The 19,272-nt window shown below is 46.6% G+C and carries 10 protein-coding genes; 5 read left to right on the top strand and 5 right to left on the bottom strand.

Translation table 11 applies throughout. The annotated features are described in order from the left end of the window. Positions 1 to 1,314 (bottom strand): TolC family outer membrane protein, encoded by a 1,314-nt coding sequence (locus tag NL644_RS03460; RefSeq protein ID WP_248380009.1) that lies wholly within the window; start codon positions 1,312 to 1,314, stop codon positions 1 to 3. 353 nt (positions 1,315 to 1,667) lie between these two features. Between NL644_RS03460 and NL644_RS03465 the strand changes: the two genes are divergently transcribed. Beyond that, on the top strand, positions 1,668 to 9,608 hold the full coding sequence (locus tag NL644_RS03465; protein WP_301338946.1) for a VCBS domain-containing protein: 7,941 nt from the start codon (positions 1,668 to 1,670) through the stop codon (positions 9,606 to 9,608). 159 nt (positions 9,609 to 9,767) lie between these two features. Here NL644_RS03465 and NL644_RS03480 read toward each other — a convergent pair whose 3' ends face one another. Next, positions 9,768 to 11,429, bottom strand: a complete 1,662-nt coding sequence (locus tag NL644_RS03480; RefSeq protein WP_253657994.1) for an electron transfer flavoprotein-ubiquinone oxidoreductase — start codon at positions 11,427 to 11,429, stop codon at positions 9,768 to 9,770. A 138-nt stretch (positions 11,430 to 11,567) separates the two neighbouring features. On the opposite strand from NL644_RS03480, the gene NL644_RS03485 reads away from it, so the two are divergent. Next, entirely contained in the window at positions 11,568 to 12,533 is a 966-nt protein-coding gene (locus NL644_RS03485; protein ID WP_253657995.1) for an electron transfer flavoprotein subunit alpha/FixB family protein, read from the top strand. 66 nt (positions 12,534 to 12,599) lie between these two features. Here NL644_RS03485 and NL644_RS03490 read toward each other — a convergent pair whose 3' ends face one another. From NL644_RS03490 to pdhA, 3 genes are read right to left on the bottom strand one after another with little or no spacing between them, the layout of a single operon-like run. After that, on the bottom strand, positions 12,600 to 13,748 hold the full coding sequence (locus NL644_RS03490) for a dihydrolipoamide acetyltransferase family protein (RefSeq protein WP_047009272.1): 1,149 nt from the start codon (positions 13,746 to 13,748) through the stop codon (positions 12,600 to 12,602). Beyond that, positions 13,745 to 14,728: an alpha-ketoacid dehydrogenase subunit beta gene (locus tag NL644_RS03495; RefSeq protein WP_005395620.1), complete on the bottom strand. Its 984-nt coding sequence runs from the start codon at positions 14,726 to 14,728 to the stop codon at positions 13,745 to 13,747. Before NL644_RS03495 ends, NL644_RS03490 begins: the two co-directional genes overlap by 4 nt. Next, complete coding sequence (gene pdhA, locus NL644_RS03500) at positions 14,721 to 15,815, bottom strand: pyruvate dehydrogenase (acetyl-transferring) E1 component subunit alpha (RefSeq protein WP_012842500.1); 1,095 nt, start codon at positions 15,813 to 15,815, stop codon at positions 14,721 to 14,723. Before pdhA ends, NL644_RS03495 begins: the two co-directional genes overlap by 8 nt. Positions 15,816 to 16,472: 657 nt before the next feature. Here pdhA and NL644_RS03505 point away from each other — a divergent pair. The 3 genes from NL644_RS03505 (at position 16,473) to yegD (ending at position 19,206) form a co-directional block, all read left to right on the top strand. Beyond that, positions 16,473 to 16,793 carry a DOPA 4,5-dioxygenase family protein gene (locus tag NL644_RS03505; RefSeq protein ID WP_005375836.1) on the top strand — a complete coding sequence of 107 codons (321 nt, stop codon included), beginning with the start codon at positions 16,473 to 16,475 and terminating at the stop codon, positions 16,791 to 16,793. A 324-nt stretch (positions 16,794 to 17,117) separates the two neighbouring features. Continuing rightward, on the top strand, positions 17,118 to 17,741 hold the full coding sequence (locus NL644_RS03510) for a hypothetical protein (protein WP_253657996.1): 624 nt from the start codon (positions 17,118 to 17,120) through the stop codon (positions 17,739 to 17,741). Positions 17,742 to 17,853: 112 nt separating this feature from the next. Beyond that, on the top strand, positions 17,854 to 19,206 hold the full coding sequence (yegD, locus tag NL644_RS03515) for a molecular chaperone (RefSeq protein WP_253657997.1): 1,353 nt from the start codon (positions 17,854 to 17,856) through the stop codon (positions 19,204 to 19,206). Positions 19,207 to 19,272 lie beyond the last annotated feature (66 nt).

The raw sequence follows: 19,272 nt of genomic DNA on the forward strand, positions 1-19,272 counted from the left end.
TTAGTACTCCACCGATTGAGTCCACGCTTCCGGTATGTCGACGCGCAATGCGTCTAAAAGCTGCCCGGTTGAAGTCAGGGTCCGATATTGTGCGTATTGCTGTGCAAATTGTGTTTCTAAGTAGTTTTTGCGTGATTCAAACAACTCGTTTTCAGTGTTCAGCAGATCAAGTAGGGTGCGCTTTCCAATACGATATTGTTTTTGGTATGCAATAACGGTGTTTGACATGGAATCAACGTGTTGTATTAAAAAAGACTTTTGTTGTTTAGTCAGCTCAAGAGCGCTCCAAGAAAGGCGGAGCTCTTGCTCCACACTTCGGTATGCTCGCTCTCTGAGGTCTTTCGCTTTATTGAGTTGGTAGGCCATACTGTCACTGTTTGCAGAGTCTCGGCCACCGTTGTAAAGGTTGTATCGGACATGGAGCATTGCTTGTGTTTCAGAGTTGAGACCATTTACTCCTCCTACATCATCGTTCCAGCTTTGTTTCGCTTCAAATGAGATGACTGGGAAATAGTTTGCATCCGCTTGTTTATATTGGAACCTGGCAGAATCGACATCTGCGAGTGCTATTTTTATGACAGGATGATTGTCAAAAGCCTGCGATTGGGCCTCGTCTAGAGAATTGGGGATAAAGTTCTGGTCTGCGTGCGGAAAAATAAGGTTAGTTGGTGCCTCACCAACTAAGCGAAAGAATGCTGTTTGAGCGTCTTTATGGTTATTTTGTGCAGCTAAAACATTACTTTGAGCTTTTGCTAAACGAGCTTTAACCTGGTTAAGGTCGGCAACTGAGCCAATTCCTGACTCTGTACGCTTTTTAATATCAGTATAAATTCGCTTATGTGTGTTTAGGTTGCTAGTGGAAAGCGCAGTCAGCTTTTGTGTTTTTACTACATCCAAATAAGCTTTGATGACTTCTAACGCAACATTTTGGGCATCTGCAAGTAACTGATAACGCACAGACTCTGCATCTGCAGAGGTACGATCAATGTCATATAGGGTTTTTGAACCATCCCAGATCAACTGGGTAAGAGTAATTGCCATATCTTTGCGGGTCATCTCGGTATCACTCTTACCAGTAGAGTCGGAAGGGTGAATGCTCTCGTAACCGATACCCGCGTCAATATCGAGACTAGGTTTATATGCTCCACGTGATTTATCGATAATATAACGACTACTCATATACTCGTTAAACGCACTTTTGATATCAGGGTTCGTTGCAAATGTTGTCGCTATTGCTTGTTCTAAAGTTTGTGCGCTAGAAACCAGTGGTATTAGCAAACCAAAACACGCGATACTAATATTACTTAGCTTCACTAAAATCTCTCCAAATAATTTAACGCCAGTTATTTTTCAAAAATAAATATTAAAGATTACTAATATTACCCAAGGCAAACGTTTCCTTTTGCTTGCTTTTTTGGAATGTAAGCTGCTATTTCAATGAAAATTTAATGGCAAGTTTAAAGAATATTAAAAATAGGTCGCATAACATATGTTTTTACGGTGCAAAATAAAACAAATTTAAAACATGAAAATTATTGATAGGATAATTGCGTGTTTTAGATGGGTTAATTGATGCTAGCTTACGCCCAATTGTGTATATCGCTTCTTGAAAATAAGTCTTATTACTTTCTTAGTTTTATGGACTTTGAGATTTTTGTATTTACTAAATGAGGTATAAGCTCTTGGTTGGACCATCAAAATTAACCGCACAAACCTATGTTGTAATCGGCCTAGATGGTCAAATTAAAGCTTTTGCGTCTAAAGAAAACTTGTTACCGGGAGAAGTGGTCGTTGAATTAGTAGAGGGGAAGATCCAACCTCAGCATGTATATATTGCTGACACAGAAGGTGAAGCTCAAACTGATTCTACCGACAAGCTTGCGAAAATATTAGAGGCCATCGAAAAAGGACAAGACCCGAGCGAACTAGGTGATGAATATGCTACTGAAGCTGGTGAAGTTACGGGTTCAAGTTTGACGGCCTCTGGCACTGTTGAACGAACGGGGGCAGAAGTACTAGCAAGTACTTTTTTTGAAACCGCCGGCGTGATGACAGAGCAAAGTACAACGCTATTTAATATTTCTCGATTCACAACCTCAGAGCTTGGTGAAACTGAAGCGTTGATTGATGGTGAAGATAGAGGTGCCGTTCAAGAAGACGTGACGCTTGGAACTTCTGGCAACCTCAGTGTTACTGATCCAAATACAGGTGAAGCGTTATTCCAATCACAGAGTGAGGTTCAAGATAGTTATTGGGGCGTCTTCTCAATTGATGCTTTCGGTAACTGGAATTATCAGCTGAATAATGAGCACGAAGAAGTGCAGGCTTTGGATCATGACAGTGACCCAGTCATCAGAAGTATTACCGTTTTATCTGTAGATGGCACTGAGCATGAAGTTGTGATCTCTATTACGGGCACCGAAGACACGCCCATTGTTGACGGTACGTTTACCGGCAAGGTGACCGAAGGCAACCTCGGTGATGTCGCGACCGCAACAGGCACCATTGCTATTACTGATGTTGATAATGGCGATGAGCCAGAGTTCAGCAACACTACCGTTACAGGCACCTACGGTGAGTTGGTATTGGTGGATGGAAAGTGGACGTATACGCTGGACCAAAGCCAGGTTCAGCAGTTGGACGAGGGTGAGCAGGTGCAAGATACCATCACTCTCACGGCGACCGATGGCACCCAACAAAAGATCGTGATTGATATTACGGGCACCGAAGACATGCCAGCCGTGACGGGCACGTTCACCGGCAAGGTGACCGAAGGCAATCTCGGTGATGTCGCGACCGCAACAGGCACCATCACCATCTCTGATGTTGATAATGGTGACGATTCGATTTTTGCAAACACCACCGTTACGGGCACCTATGGTGAGCTAGCATTGGTGGACGGGAAGTGGACGTATACGCTGGACCAAAGCCAGGTCCAACAGTTGGACGAGGGTGACCGGGTGCAAGACACCATCACTCTCACGGCGACCGATGGGACCCAACAAAACATCGTGATTGATATTACGGGCACCGAAGACGCGCCAGTCGTGACGGGCACGTTCACGGGGTCGGTGACCGAAGGTAATCTCGGTGATGTCGCGACCGCAACAGGCACCATCACCATCTCTGATGTTGATAACGGCGACGATCCGATTTTTACAAACACCACCGTTACGGGCACCTATGGTGAGCTAGCATTGGTGGATGGGAAGTGGACGTATACGCTGGACCAAAGCCAGGTTCAACAGCTGGACGAGGGTGAGCAGGTGCAAGACACCATCACCCTGACGGCAACCGATGGCACCCAACAAAAGATCGTGATTGATATTACGGGCACCGAAGACACGCCTATTGTTGACGGTACGTTTACTGGCAAGGTGAGCGAAGGCAACCTCGGTGATGTCGCGACCGCAACAGGCACCATCACTATCTCTGATGTTGATAATGGCGATGAGCCAGTGTTCAGCAACACTACAGCGACGGGCACCTATGGTGAGCTGGTATTGATGGATGGGCAGTGGACGTACACGCTGGACCAAAGTCTGGTTCAAGAGTTAGATGAGGGTGAGCAGGTGCAAGACACCATCACTCTCACGGCGACCGATGGCACCCAACAAAGCATCGTGATTGATATTACGGGCACCGAAGACACGCCCATTGTTGACGGTATGTTTACCGGCAAGGTGAGCGAAGGCAATCTCGGTGATGTCGCGACCGCAACAGGCACTATTACTATTTCTGATGTTGATAATAGTGACGATCCGATTTTAGCAAACACCACCGTTACGGGCACCTATGGTGAGTTGGTATTGGTGGATGGGAAGTGGACGTATACGCTGGACCAAAGCCAGGTTCAACAGCTGGACGAGGGTGATCAGGTACAAGACACCATTACCCTGACGGCAACCGATGGCACCCAACAAAACATCGTGATTGATATTACGGGCACCGAAGACACGCCAGTCGTGGCGGGTACGTTCACCGGCAAGGTGACCGAAGGCAACCTCGGTGATGTCGCGACCGCAACAGGCACCATTGCTATTACTGATGTTGATAATGGCTATGAGCCAGAGTTCAGCAACACTACCGTTACGGGCACCTACGGTGAGCTGGTATTGGTGGATGGGAAGTGGACGTATACGCTAGACCAAAGCCAGGTTCAACAGTTGGACGAGGGTGACCAGGTGCAAGACATCATCACCCTGACGGCAACCGATGGCACCCAACAAAACATCGTGATTGATATTACGGGCACCGAAGACGCGCCAGTCGTGACGGGTAAGTTCACCGGCAAGGTGACCGAAGGCAACCTCGGTGATGTCGCGACCGCAACAGGCACCATTGCTATTACTGATGTTGATAATGGCGATGAGCCAGAGTTCAGCAACACTACCGTTACGGGCACCTACGGTGAGCTAGTATTGGTGGATGGGAAGTGGACGTATACGCTAGACCAAAGCCAGGTTCAGCAGTTGGACGAGGGTGACCAGGTGCAAGACACGATCACTCTTACGGCAACCGACGGTACCCAACAAAACATCGTGATTGATATTACGGGCACCGAAGACGCGCCAGTCGTGACGGGCACGTTCACCGGTAAGGTGACTGAAGGCAATCTCGGTGATGTCGCGACCGCAACAGGCACCATTACTATTTCTGATGTTGATAATGGCGATGAGCCAGAGTTCAGCAACACTACCGTTACGGGCACCTACGGTGAGCTAGTATTGGTGGATGGGAAGTGGACGTATACGCTAGACCAAAGCCAGGTTCAACAGTTGGACGAGGGTGACCAGGTGCAAGACACGATCACTCTTACGGCAACCGACGGTACCCAACAAAAGATCGTGATTGATATTACGGGCACTAATGATGTTCCTGAATTTGTTAGTGGGAGTAATGACAACTTTGGTCTGGATGCCCAAGGTAAAACCGACATCGATAGTTACCAGTTTAGCGTTGATGAAAACAGTCAATCGGGTGTAATTGGAAAAGTAAATGCATTCGATGTCGATCAGGACAGTCAGATTACGTATCACTTAAACGGTCATAGCGAACTGTTTGAAATCAACAGTCTTACTGGTGAGATCAGTGTCAAAAATAGTGCAAATCTGGACCATGAATCTATCGATAACTACCAGCTAGAAGTGGAAGCTCGTGACCAGTTTGGCGGTAAAGACACCGCTCAGGTCGAAGTGTTGGTTCGCGATATTAATGAAGCCCCTATTGCTGAAGATGATAAGGGCATTGAAAAAACAACCAAGACAATTGACCAGAGCAACTGGGATGATAGCACTGATATCACAGTCGATTACTATGTGATTGATACTCGATCTGGAAACAAGGTTTCTGATGCATCGAAAGCTGATTATGTTGGTGACGGCGACCACAAATATGGCGTTAGTTCTGCGCTAGACAGCGGCTCTGACCGGGTTCAAGATGGTCAGATTCGATATGATGATGCAACTGGACAAAGTGAAGCAATGCGCTTCTCCTTCGCTAATGGTCAGGTTGCCGATCATGCTGAAGTTGAAGTGAAAAACCTATGGACAGACACTTCGAACGGTAGCTGGGAGCCTGGTATTGAGCGCGGTGTTTGGAAGGCTTACTACAAAGGTGACTTGGTTGCGACAGGTGTGTTTGAAGGTACCCGTGGTGGTAATCAAGTAGTCAACATCAATGCAGATGGGCGTTTCTTCGATAGTATTGAAATGTCTACTACCAGCTATAAAGACGGTGTCATTGATCCTAAAGGCTCAGAGTACTTTATTACTCAGGTATCAGCGGACCTGACGACCTTTGATGAAGCTTACCAGACCAACGGCTCAGGCACTTTAGAGCTGGATGTTCTAGCGAATGACAGCGACCCGGATGGTGACGCTCTGACTATTATCGACTATCCATCAGAAAGTTTCCTCAGTCTGCAAGATGGTAAATTGGTCTTTGATGCGGCCAAGTACCTAGAGTCACTGCCAGCTGATCAACAAACCCTGAAAACGGGTGAAGTGAAAGGTTATACTTTCGAATACACTATCCGTGATGACGACGGCCTGACTGATAAAGCAGAAGTTACCGTTAGTGTGATGGGTGAGCCTATGTCGCTCAGTGATGCACACGCAGCATTGGATGAATCTCAAGTTGGCACGGATACTGGCGTACATGCTGAAGGCAACTTTATCGCAAACCTCGGGTCTGCAACGGAGGCTGAATATCACTTCAACGCCGAGCAAAACCTAGGTGGTTTCACCAGCGATGGTAAAGAGGTCGTGTTTGAAGTGAGTGCAGATCAGAGCACTCTAACTGGTTATACTGGAACAGGTGCCGACCGCATCAAAGTGGTTCAAGCCAACATAGATAGCAAAACGGGTCATTTCACAGTTGATCAACATATGCCTCTTGATCATGCGGAGCAGGGGGCGGACATGCTGGATATCCGCGCTAGCGTCGAGGTGGATGCCGGAGGTCAGTCTGAGAGTGCCACCTTGCATCTGAATGTAACGGATTCATTACCGTCATCGTCTTCAGCTCACTACGAAATAAATGATGTTGATTCACAAAGTAATAGTGTTGTGATTGCACTTGATGCGTCAGAATCAATGCTCGACTGGGTAACAGATGCAGACGGACAATATGTTACTCGCTGGCAACTTGCTCAAGACTCCATTAAGTCAATGTTTGAGCAATACCAAGATTTGGGTCCAGTAAGTTTTAGAATTGCAACTTACAGCGGACAACCATCTGGCCAGATTTCTGAGTGGCTAGATTCTGCCGAGGCCATTGATGCCTTTATCTCTGGTATACATCCCTATGCATCGACGCCATATAACCAGGCCGTTGACCAAATAAATGAAATACTTAGTGACCCAGAAGATGACGCATTGCTTAGTAATACCGATACCCAGCTTTACTTTATCTCAGATGGTCGACCTTCCGATTTTACCTATTGGACAAATCAAACAAACGTGGGAGAAATTCAAACCCGTGAAAACTTGATTAAGTGGTCAACATCAGATGATTTTGAAAGTGAACAGCGTTATCAGGACATAGTGAATGGTCGGGTTCAGCCTACTTCTGAAGAAGAGGGCATCATTCTGCAAAATGCGATGGAAAATAGCATCAGCAGTAGCGGTCAGGATGTTGAAAATATCTGGTCTGTTGGTATTGGTAATGGAGCGTCTCTGGAACATCTGGAGTCGATCGCGACAGATAAAGGCAGTGCTATTGTCGTTGTAGATGATTCTCAGATTGGGGATTTGCTTAGCAAAACGGTCTCAGGCCAGTTGCAAGGCAACCTTCTGGATGACAATGGCGGTGATGCTCAGTGGGTAGATCACATCACTATCGATGGCGAGATATATTACTACAACAAAGTAAACGGTGATGTCACTAACAGCGATGGCACGAAAATATCGGACCATTCTCTGGCGCAAATTGATACCAACCACGGCAAGCTGACCATTAACTTTGAAAATGGTCACTACGACTATCAAGCGAGCAATGTTGTAGGTCATCAACAAGAGAAGCTTGACGTTACGGTTATCGATGCTGACGGTGATACTACAAATAGCGAAGTTACCATTGATATCCGAGATCGCGCACCAGAATTCATCAGTGTCGGTGATACAGACCAAACCCATGGCACCGATGCCAACGGTATGCCAACAGAAGATACAGCAAGCTTTGACGTCGCTGAGCAAGAAGTTGGGGTATTAGTCGGCCAGGTGGAAGCGTTTGATCCGGATGGCAGTGACACCATAAAGTATGAATTGAGTGGTGGTGATGCTGATCTATTCCGTGTTGACTCTAATAGTGGTGAGATTTGGCTGAAAGATGGTGTAAAACTGGATCACTCGACTCAGCAAACGTATCAGTTGGAAGTGTCTGCAAGCGATGGTGTGGATACCGATACAACTCAGGTTATCCTGAATGTCACTGAGAACCATGCCCCAACCTCATCTCCAGTTCAGGGCTTTGCTCAGATGGAAGACTTACCGATCAATAAAGTGACGGTAGTGTTCGACCACTCGAACAGCATGACCCGCACCTTTGACGGTGAAAATACCGTGGGTCGTGAGGCAACCTCACCGAAAACTGAATCGAGAGCTTACAAAGCAGCAGCAGCGTTACATTCCATGGTTGAAAACATGATTGCCGATGGAGGAGAATCAAATACCTATATCCGCCTGGTACGTTTCGACGGAGATACATCCACACATAGCTGGCTGACCTTGAGTGAAGTTGAGTTGATGACACGCCCACCAGAGATGAATGGCCGTGATCCAAACGATTTAAGTTTCCAAAATGAAGTGTCAGAATATGTGCGCAACTGGTGTGACGTAGAATACGGTACCAATACGGATTACGATAAAGCTTTAGAGGCTGTAATGGAGCCTGGTGAGGCAAGTAATGCCGTTTACCCTTGGCAGGATGGTTGGGACTATTTCGGTCCAGAAAAACCGTCTGAGAGTAAGGACACCATATTCTTTATCTCAGATGGCGAACCCAACCCTAGCGAGGGCGCTGTTACTTCTCCTGATCTAGCCGAGCGCTGGGAAGATTACAAACAGACTCATGACGCCAAGGTATATGGGATTGGTATTGCTCTCTCTGATAATGTCAAAGCAGCAGAGGCTCTAGATGAGCTTAGCGACAAAGTGGTGTTTATCGACTCAGGTGAAGACTTGGGGCAGTACCTAAACCAGTTCTCTCCCGATCCAATTGCCGGTGAGTTACTGGCGGGAAGCCAGGACGCTGATGGTGATAGCATGACCGTTTCTTTGGCAGAAGGCGATTTCACTCTGTTGGGCGCAGAACTGCACGGTGTAAGCGTAAATCAGCCGTTAGTTTCTTCATCCAGTGAAGTAGATGGTCAGCTTCATATCCAGACAGCGTTTGGCACCTTGGAAGTGTCATCCAATGGCAGTTATAGCTTTACTCAAAGCGATGAGCTTACTCTACAGGGTGACCAGCAGGCGGATATGCATTTCTTGTTTAAAGTGTCTGATGGTAAAGGTGGCATAAGTGAAAACGTCTTTACACTTACATTGAACGATTCTGGCACCGATATTGCCCAAACTGAGCGCCATGCGTCGGTGGGAGATGAGTTTGCGAATAGTATCACTGGTGGCGAAAGCATTGATATTTTGCTAGGACAAGCAGGTGAAGATACGTTGAGTGGTGGCGCAGGCGATGACATTCTGGTTGGTGGGCTTGGAAACGATATCCTGACGGGAGGTCTAGGCAGTGACATCTTGACAGGTGGAGAGGGTATTGACACCTTCACCTTTACTCAAGAATCACTGGACATGACGTCATCAAGAGATGTGATTAAAGACTTTAGGCTGGATGAAGACAAGTTGGATTTGAGTGACATTCTTGAGTTTGTCGGTGACGACACAACGGATATGGATAACTTGTTGGAACACGTAAGCGCAGACTACGATAGTGCCCAAGATACTCTGAATTTGACGATTACTGGAGAAGGCAGCAACACAATGTCAGTGGCATTAGAGAACTTTGATTTATCAGGGTTGGAGCTAGGGTCGTCAGCGACATCTCATGAAATTGTTGATCAGCTGTTCCATCACCAAGTTTTTAACGTGGATTAGTATTACCTGAAGATAAAGTTATTTTAGTAAACAGCACCTGATTGAATCATCAGGTGCTGTTTTTCTTTTCTGCTGTTGTTAGTTACCGACTTTTTGCCTAACCACTTCAAAAATTGGCAGTAGTAAATGCACTGCTTCGCACTTTAAGTGGTTCTTTGGTTACATGTTTTGATAGCTTGGTCCGCCACCGCCTTCTGGCGCTTTCCATGTGATGTTTTGTGAAGGATCTTTGATGTCACAGGTTTTGCAATGCACGCAGTTGGCGGCATTTATCTGAAACTTCAACTTACTCTCAACTTCCACCACTTCGTAAACCCCAGCGGGGCAATAGCGCTGACTCGGTTCGTCATACATACCCAAATTCACATCAATTGGAATGTGAGGATAAGTCAGAACAAGGTGGCAAGGTTGGTTCTCTTCGTGCTGTGTTCCCGACAAAAATACCGACGAAGGCTTATCAAAACTGATTTCACCATCTGGATTTGGGTATGTAATTGGTTGGCACTCTTGTTTAGGTTTTAACTGCTCATGATCGTACGAATAGTCCTTGACAGTCCAAGGTAACGGCTTCTTAACCAGTGGTTGCCATAGATTATGCTCAAAGGTCGAAAGTGCACCGCCCAGTATGCTGCCAAACTTGTGGATGTTCGCACCAAAGTTACGTGTTTCGGTGAGCTCGTCATACAACCATGATGATTCAAACAATGACTGGTAGTCTGGCTCAGAAGCCCCAGTTTGTAGGGCAGTATGTACCGCTTCTGCAGCAATGATTCCGGACTTCATGGCTGTGTGGCTGCCTTTAATTTTAGCGACATTCAAAGTGCCTGCATCACAACCAATCAATAAACCGCCGGGGAATTGCTGTTTCGGCAGGGAAGAAAGCCCACCTTTTGCAATGGCTCTTGCACCATATGCGATACGTTGGGCACCTTTTAGGTGCTGCTCGATAGCTGGATGATGCTTAAAGCGTTGAAACTCGTCAAACGGGCTTAAGTAAGGGTTGCTGTAGTTTAAATCTACGATCAAACCGACCGCGATTTGGTTGTTCTCCATGTGATATAGAAAACCGCCGCCAGTGGTATTTGTCTCGCTCAAAGGCCAGCCAGCGGAGTGGATAACACTGCCAGATACATCCTTGCTGTCAGTGGGTAATTCCCATATCTCTTTTAGGCCAAGCGCGTAGTGCTGAGGTTGCTTGCCTGCGTCTAGGTCGAACCTTTGAATAAGTTCTTTACCCAGATGTCCGCGACAACCTTCAGCAAAAAGGGTGTATTTTGCCTTTAGCTCGATACCTGGCTCAAAGTTAGGTTTGGCTTGGCCGTTCTTATCTAGTCCCATATCGCTCGTATTAATGCCTGTCACGGCGCCAGTCTGATCATAATTGATGTTTGCAGCGGCAAAGCCAGGAAAAACTTCCACCCCAAGACTTTCTGCTTGGTTAGCGAGCCAACGGCAAAGGTTGGCAAGACTAATTACATAATTATTTTCGCCATTTATCATTGGACGTGGCGTAAGGAAATGAGGGACGCGAATATGGTTTTGCTCAGTAGTAAGATAAAGGAAATGGTCTTGCTGAACTGAGGCTGATAGCGGGGCATCCATTTCTTTCCAATCGGGGAAAAGTTCATCCAAGGCACTAGTTTCAAAAACAGCGCCAGATAAAATATGTGCGCCCACTTCTGAGCCTTTTTCTACAACGCAAATTGAAAGTGCGTCACCTTCACTGTCTTGGTTGAGTTGAGCTAGGCGACAAGCGGCACTTAAGCCCGCAGGTCCGGCTCCCACGATCACGACATCAAACTCCATGCATTCTCGTTCCATCTATCTGCTTCCTTTCTATTATCGTCATCTGCGTGACAGGTTTTTGGTTTCTATACAGAAAACTATAGCTCAGTTGACGTTAACGTGAAGTGAACTAAGCTCAAGTAATGGATCTGACGTGTTATATGAGGCATGACCATGGACGACCGACCATTAGCAACACTTGTCATTGCGGAACATGACAACCAGTCCTTGGCTGTAGGGACGCTGTGTGCAATTAAAGCGGCATTTGATATCAAGGATGGTGATAAATCGCTTCCTGTGTCTGTATTGCTTATTGGTTATCAGTGCCAATCGGTTTTGGATGAGTTGAAGTGTGTTAAGGGCGTTGCAGAAATTATCTGGGTTGACGCGAAGGAATACGAGCATGGGTTAGCGGAAAACATTGCGCCTTTGATTTCACGAGTAGCCAGAGATTACTCGCATATTCTTGCTCCTGCTAGTACGTTTGGTAAGAATGTGATGCCTCGCGTGGCGGCGTTGCTCGATGTAGGGCAACTTTCGGACGTGATGACAATCGAGTCTATCGATACGGTGATTCGTCCAATTTATGCCGGGAATGCATTGGCGAGAGTCACGTCGAACGACCTCTATAAAGTGATGACCATACGAATTACGGCTTTTGATGCCGTAGAGCTGTTAGACACGCCAGTTGTCCCTAAGGTTACTCAAGTCGATACGGTTGTTATCAACAAACTTAGTGAGTTTATTTCGCAGCAAACGCCAGAAAGTGAGCGACCAGAATTGCCAGCGGCTAGAGTGGTGGTATCGGGTGGTCGTGCATTCGGGAGTAAAGAGAAGTTTGCTTTAGTCGAACAATTGGCTGACAAGCTAGGTGGAGCGGTAGGCGCCTCCCGAGCGGCGGTCGATGCGGGGTATGTGTCTAATGACCATCAAGTCGGGCAAACCGGTAAAATTGTTGCACCTGAATTATACATTGCCGTCGGAATTTCTGGTGCTATTCAACATTTAGCGGGAATGAAAGACTCAAAGGTGATTGTCGCAATTAACAGCGATCCCGATGCGCCTATTTTTGACATCGCTGACTATGGGTTGGTCGGCGATTTATTTGAGGTGATGCCGGAGTTGCTAGAGAAGTTGTAGATATAATCTGTTCTCTCAAACAAAAGGCTTCCGAGCTGGAAGCCTTTATCATTTGGTTTTTACCAGTTACTTTTCGCTCGGGCGTTGAAGGTGTTCTGCAAGCACTTTAGTAAACCTTGCTGCTTCACCACCAGTACAAGCGCGATGATCAAACGTTACGGATAGCGGCATTGCTTTCACCGAAATTGCTTGACCATTTCTTATCACCACTCGGTCGAGTATTCGACCAGCACCAACAATAGCGACTTGCGGAGGTGTGACGACAGGTGTCGCGTAAATGCCGGCAATCGCTCCGAAGTTGGAAAGCGTAATCGTCGCGTGCTGTAATTGCTCTCGACCGATTTTTCTCTCTCTGATCCCTTCAACAGTTTGATCGAGCCAACGACGAACATCTTGTGGCTCGTATTCATCTGCGTGGCGCAATACGGGTACGTACAAGCCATGACGGCTATCTACAGCAATACCAAGGTTAACTGTATTGTGTACGCAACGCGTCATGGTTTCTGCATCAAACCAAGCATTTAAAGCGGGCTCTTCCTGACACGCATGAACAATCGCTTGAACCAGACGGATACTGATGTCTTCGTTCGGCAGCCAGTCTTCCAGCAACGCTTCTTCTGTAATGGTCACGGCAGCAACGTGCTCGTGTGACTCAGTCATCGACGACACCATGGTGCGTCGAGCACCTTTCAATACTTCTGTGCCCGGACGCTGTTTTCCGGCTTCGTCGTAAATGTCGGCATCAACGATAAGACCGTTTGGACCACTGCCTGACACGAGATTAAGATCTACCCCAAGTTTTTGTGCCAATAGACGAGCCGACGGTAGAGCAGTAACTAGATTACTCTCTGTCGTGTTGTGATTGCCTCCAATCCAGAAGTCATCGACGTTAACGTGATGCGCTTGATGAGAAACGTTGCCGACAACGGTCGCGGCGTCAGCAGTCTCTTTTTTCTCTACCGTAGCCCCGCGCTCTGCGCCAGTTTCGTCAATTTCGAGTAGCAATGCGCCAATATTGACGATATCACCTTCTTCCCCATGGCGGCTGACTACACGACCTGAGTAAGGGGCGGGAACGTCGACCGTCGCTTTTGCTGTCTCGACAGTTAAGATCACTTGATCCAACTTAACCATGTCACCGACATTAACGTGCCATTTTACAATTTCTGATTCAGCGAGGCCTTCGCCGAGATCGGGTAAGTTAAACGTCTTCATTTCCAATCCTCCACGAGTTCGCGCGCTGCGGTCACAATGTCTTCTTCCTGAACCATGAAATAATCTTCGTTACGGTAATAAGGCATAATGGTGTCCATTCCAGTTACTCGTTTAGGTGGGGCTTTTAGTAAGCACATGGCGTGTTCGGCTGTTCGAGCTAAAAGCTCAGAGCCCACACCACAAGTTTTACTCGCTTCATGAACAACGAGTAAACGTCCGGTTTTTTCTAGTGAGCTGAAAATCGTCGCGGTATCAATTGGCTTAATGCTCGCCAAATCAATCACCTCGACTTCAATCCCTTGACTAGATAAGGTCTGTGCGGCTTGAAGTGACTCTACGACGCATGCGCCCCAAGTAACAAGCGTGATATCGCGCCCCTTACGTAAGGTGAAGCAGGTGTCGAGTGGAAGTGCTTCGCCGTTATCAACGACTTCAGATTTTACGGTTCGATAAATGCGTTTCGGTTCGAAGAACATGACAGGATCATTACTTCGAATCGCGGCGAGAAGCAGGCCGTATGCGCGTTGAGGTGAAGAAGGAATCACTACTTTAAAGCCAGCAGTGTGCGCAAATAGCGCCTCTACACTTTCTGAGTGGTGCTCTGGAGCGTGAATACCGCCACCAAATGGCGCACGAAAAACCGCAGGGCAAGTGAGGCGACCGCGAGTTCGGTTACGCATGCGTGCCGCGTGGCACATTAAGTGCTCCATTGCAGGAAAAACGAAACCTTGAAATTGAAATTCGGCGACAGGTCGTAATCCTTGCGTTGCCATACCGACCGCAACACCGCCGATTAACGCTTCAGCGAGGGGCGTATCGATCACTCGTTTGAGACCAAACTCTTGTTTGAGCCCTACGGTGGCACGGAATACGCCACCATTATCACCTACGTCCTCACCTAACACGACAACATTTTGGTCTTGTTGCATTTCGTGGTGCAGAGCGAGGTTTACTGCTTCAACTAACGTTAGCTCAGCCATGTTTGCCTCCCTGCATTCGCATTGCTTTGTTGATGAGCTCATCTCTTTGAGCGTGAAGCTCTTGGGGAAGCGATTCATACAAATAATCGAACCCAGTTTCTGGTGCTTGTGACGGTAAGCTGAGGTAGCGTTCAACTGCCAGTTCCACTTGTTCCTTGCAGTATTCTAGCCATTGTTGCTCTTGTTCATCGCTCCAAGCACCTTGATTAAGGAGATACGTTTTAAGACGTGCTATAGGTTCGTATTGCCATGCGGTTTGAACATCGTCCTCTTTACGATAACGAGTCGCATCATCGGCAGTAGTGTGGTCACTTAATCGGTAACTGACCGCTTCGATGAGTGTTGCGCCTTTCCCTTTTCTCGCTCTCTCAAGTGCGGTCTTGGTTGCATCATAAACGGCGACGACATCGTTACCATCTACCGTAATGCCCGGTATACCAGCGCCTTGCGCTTTTTCTGATAAGAAATCGGCAGCACATTGAAGGCTACGCGGCACTGAAATTGCCCACTGGTTGTTATTCACAACGAAAACAAGTGGAATATTCCAAGCTCCCGCACAGTTTATTGACTCTAGAAAATCCCCTTTGGATGTACCGCCATCGCCACACATGACTAGCGCAGCTTCATGGTTACCTTGAATTTTCAGTGCGGAAGCGACCCCGACAGCGTGCGTACATTGCGTCGCAATGGGAACACAGAATGGAAGATCTCGGCTAGGAATTGGGCTGCCCTCAGGAGCAAAATCACTACCGCGCTCATCACCGCCCCAGTATTGAAGATTCTTCTCCATGCCAATACCACGACACCACATTGCAGGCATATCGCGATAATAAGGGACAAATACATCATCGGCTTTCAGTGCTCTGCCGACCGCAATGCCGATGGCTTCAGCACCTAGGTGCGAAGGGTAGGTCCCTAACTTGCCGGTGCGTTGCAACGCAACGGCTTTGTTGTCGTAAGTGCGAGTTAATACCATGTCTCGGTAAAACCCGACCAAAGTTTCAGTGTCAGCCCAGTTGGGTAGTTGGCCGACTAGGTCCCCATGATGGTCGATAAACCGATGCATGGGTAATGCCTGAACGTTCATCTCAAGCTCCTTTTGACGCTGCGTGTCTTTTGGACTGCAGCTGTTCATATCAAACCAGAGTTTGTATGGGTACTCAAACTCTGATATCAGCGCAAAGGCCATACCTAAGGTTGCTTGTGTTTTCTATAGCTGTAGGCATCTGTACGTCCTTTAAACTATTTTCCGATAACACCGCTGCGGCTATTTCATCGCAAGACACAGAGAAACATTTTTTCTGCATCTAACCCTCTAACTAAATCGTGGTATAGCCAGATACAATAAGTGTAAACAAATTGTTAAATTGTGCTTCATTTTGACTTTTGACCAGTAGTAAAGTTTTGCTTACACCCTGATTTTGTAGAGTAATATGCTGATTTTTAATTGCTGGAATTTTTAAACTCGAATTTAATTGCTATTGAATGAAACATATTTGCAACAAAATTTGGCTGTAAAATTTGACAAAGTGAGTCATTATTAATGAATCAACTCAAGTAGTTGTTATGTGTTGTATTGAGATTTTTTGTTGTGCCCGAAACTCCGGCCTTATGAGAATACATAACTTCTTCCCAACAGAGTGGAATCAGGGTAGGGTGACGGCATTACAAATGTATACCCTCGGCGGTCCTTGAGCTTATCAACAGTAGATGGTGCTCAAGTCGAAGTGATTATGGAGAAATTATGTATCACGCTCATGTTTATTTTCCTTTAAGAGAACAAGATAAAGCGCAAGCCTTGAACGAGATCATCCGTCAAGAGCGTCAAGATGTGCTGCGTGTGTTTCCTTTGGTTGGAAGATTGGTTGGCCCACATAAAATGCCGATGTTTGAAATTCACCTAGAGTCATTGAGTGAAGAGTTTTTGGCTTGGCTCGATACGATTCGAGGTGATTTTTCTGTGCTTATCCATCCTGTGAGTGAAGAAGAGTTGCTCGATCATACGGAACGCGCGATTTGGCTGGGTAGAGAGATTGGTGTATTTGAAGAGAAGCTAGAGAAATAGCTGTTCCTCCCGCATGTATGACCGCTTTGAATGCTTCTCCCCTCATCGCGGTCACCGTAGCAAGTTAGCGTTTTCATGTTCGTTAATAAGTCGCGGTTTCCTTTTCTCCATTCTGCAGGCCCTGTTTTTGTGTGCTAAACCTACAAGTAGGTTTTTGAGCTTAAGCATCAGTGAGACCATGTTTCTGTTTAGCATGTCGTTAAATAAGTTTTGGCAGCAATAAAATAATAAGTTCAGATAAATGAAATAGGTATAGCAGGGAAGTGCAGTTTACGACCCCAACGCCATTGGCAGTGGATCCGATAATTTCTGAGGGGGAAGGGTATGTTTTCGATACTCTTGGTCATACTTTCACTGTATATATTTTGGTTGTTGTTTCGCAACGGACCTGCATTCGCCGAGCGCGTCGCTCATCAAAAACGTAACTGGGTTGGACCTACAGCCAACAAAGAAGAATGGCGAGGATATTGTACGGATGTATTTCAGCCGTTCAGTTCTCAAACGACTTTTTACGCCATCGCTTATTTTGCGAATTATATTGCAGCAGCAAACGCGATATCTTGGTCAACAGTATATGAAGGGGATTACCCGATCATCATAAGCCGATTTGGTAGCTACTTTATTTTAAATACTCACGATTCACTAGTGGTTGCAGGGTTTATTGCGCTTGCTTTCTTTATCATCAATTGGCAGCTTGCCATGCACTGTTCTGGTATTCTTAGTCAGTATCTAGTGCGGATTCTTATTATCAATCGAACTCGCTTTGTTGCGATTAGCTTAGTGTTTTGCAGTTACTTTGCGTATCTCTTGACAGTTGGTATTTTCTGGTTGTTCCATGACGGTTATTCGATCTGGCACGGGTTAACGCTTACTCCTGTATTCTTATTATTAGCGTTATTGGTTGCGGTTTTTTTGCCATCTATGAAAAAAGAGAGCAATAAACCTTAGATAGACTTGCCACGTTAAATTACACACGATTTTAGGATAGTAATTCCTATGCCATTAAGTTAGCATTGCCGGCTTTTTAACGGTCTACAGGCCCTTATTAGTGGGAGGAACTATGTTTATCGGCTTTGACTATGGCACTGCAAACTGTTCAGTGGCAAAAATGGAATCGGGTGAGCCAGTAATGCTTAACCTAGAAGGGAACAGTCCATTTATTCCTTCCACCCTTGCTGCACCGACTCGTGAATCGGTATCCGAGCACTTATTTCGCCATCGAGATATTAAACCATTAGATCAAGTTGGTGAGCAGGTTTTACGCCGGGCAATCAATTTAAACCGAGAAGAAAGTATTGATCTCGAATCTGACGACATTGCATTTGGTCAGGCGGCGCTTAATCTCTATTTGGAAGATCCTCGTGATATCTATTACGTAAAGTCGCCGAAGTCTTTTCTTGGCGCTTCTGGCTTGCGTGACGTGCAATTGGCTTTCTTCGAAGATCTTGTCTGCGCGATGATGGACAATATTAAGTCGCAAGCCGAAAACGATGCGCAGCAAAGTATTACCGATGCTGTTATCGGCCGGCCAATTAACTTCCATGGGCGTGGCGGTGAAACGGCTAACATTCAGGCTGAACGCATTTTGTTGCGGGCAGCGAAACGTGCGGGCTTCCAAAATGTGGAGTTTCAGTTTGAGCCTGTCGCGGCGGGCCTAGAGTATGAAGCGACACTCAGCGAAGACAAAACCATTCTAGTGGTCGATATTGGCGGTGGTACAACGGACTGCTCGTTGATTCAAATGGGGCCGTCTTGGCGTGGCAAAGCGGATAGGACCGCAAGCTTGTTAGCTCATAGTGGCCAGCGCGTCGGCGGGAATGATCTTGATATCGCGTTAGCATTTAAGCAGCTCATGTTCCCGTTTGGCATGGAAAGCAAAATGGAGTCAGGTATTGTGATGCCGACCACCCAATTCTGGAACCCGATAGCAATCAACAATGTAGAAGCGCAGAGTGATTTCTATTCTCGAGAGAATCTATCCGCGTTGAAGTTGCTTCAAAAGCAGGCTCAAGAGCCAGAAAAGCTTGCTCGTTTGCTAGAGGTGTATCATGAGTCTTTAGGCTACAACATTGTTCGCCGTGCCGAAGAAGCGAAAGTGGCGCTTTCAGAACAAGCTTCTTACCGAACTTGCATCAACTTACTGTCAGAACTGATTGAAGTCGATGTGCAACGAGACGAAATGATCGAAGCGATTCAGTCGCCGAAGAATAAAATGACGGCGTTGGTGACAGAAGCGCTAGCGCAAGCTGGGGTAAAACCCGATGCTATCTTTATGACTGGTGGTTCGGCACGCTCGCCAATCTTGCGCGATGCGGTGCAAACCGTACTGCCAAATATTCCGGTTGTCAGTGGAAATTATTTTGGCTCGGTAACTGCTGGCCTAGCTCGTTGGGCTGAGGTCTGTTTCAAGTAGAAAGAAAACTAATTGCGCTATGGGCATTGTTACCAAATTTATGACTTCGTCTCGCGAAGCGCTGCT

It is taken from the genome of Vibrio sp. Y10_XG_PY6 (genome assembly GCF_024181795.1).
In the GTDB taxonomy this organism is placed as follows: Bacteria; Pseudomonadota; Gammaproteobacteria; order Enterobacterales; family Vibrionaceae; genus Vibrio; species Vibrio diabolicus.

Coding starts and splice junctions, on each gene's coding strand:
- NL644_RS03480 (WP_253657994.1), bottom strand. CDS start 11,429: ATGGAACGAGAATGCATGGAGTTTGATGTCGTGATCGTGGGAGCCGGA.
- pdhA (WP_012842500.1), bottom strand. CDS start 15,815: ATGAACGTTCAGGCATTACCCATGCATCGGTTTATCGACCATCATGGG.
- NL644_RS03495 (WP_005395620.1), bottom strand. CDS start 14,728: ATGGCTGAGCTAACGTTAGTTGAAGCAGTAAACCTCGCTCTGCACCAC.
- NL644_RS03490 (WP_047009272.1), bottom strand. CDS start 13,748: ATGAAGACGTTTAACTTACCCGATCTCGGCGAAGGCCTCGCTGAATCA.
- yegD (WP_253657997.1), top strand. CDS start 17,854: ATGTTTATCGGCTTTGACTATGGCACTGCAAACTGTTCAGTGGCAAAA.
- NL644_RS03505 (WP_005375836.1), top strand. CDS start 16,473: ATGTATCACGCTCATGTTTATTTTCCTTTAAGAGAACAAGATAAAGCG.
- NL644_RS03510 (WP_253657996.1), top strand. CDS start 17,118: ATGTTTTCGATACTCTTGGTCATACTTTCACTGTATATATTTTGGTTG.
- NL644_RS03485 (WP_253657995.1), top strand. CDS start 11,568: ATGGACGACCGACCATTAGCAACACTTGTCATTGCGGAACATGACAAC.
- NL644_RS03465 (WP_301338946.1), top strand. CDS start 1,668: ATGAGGTATAAGCTCTTGGTTGGACCATCAAAATTAACCGCACAAACC.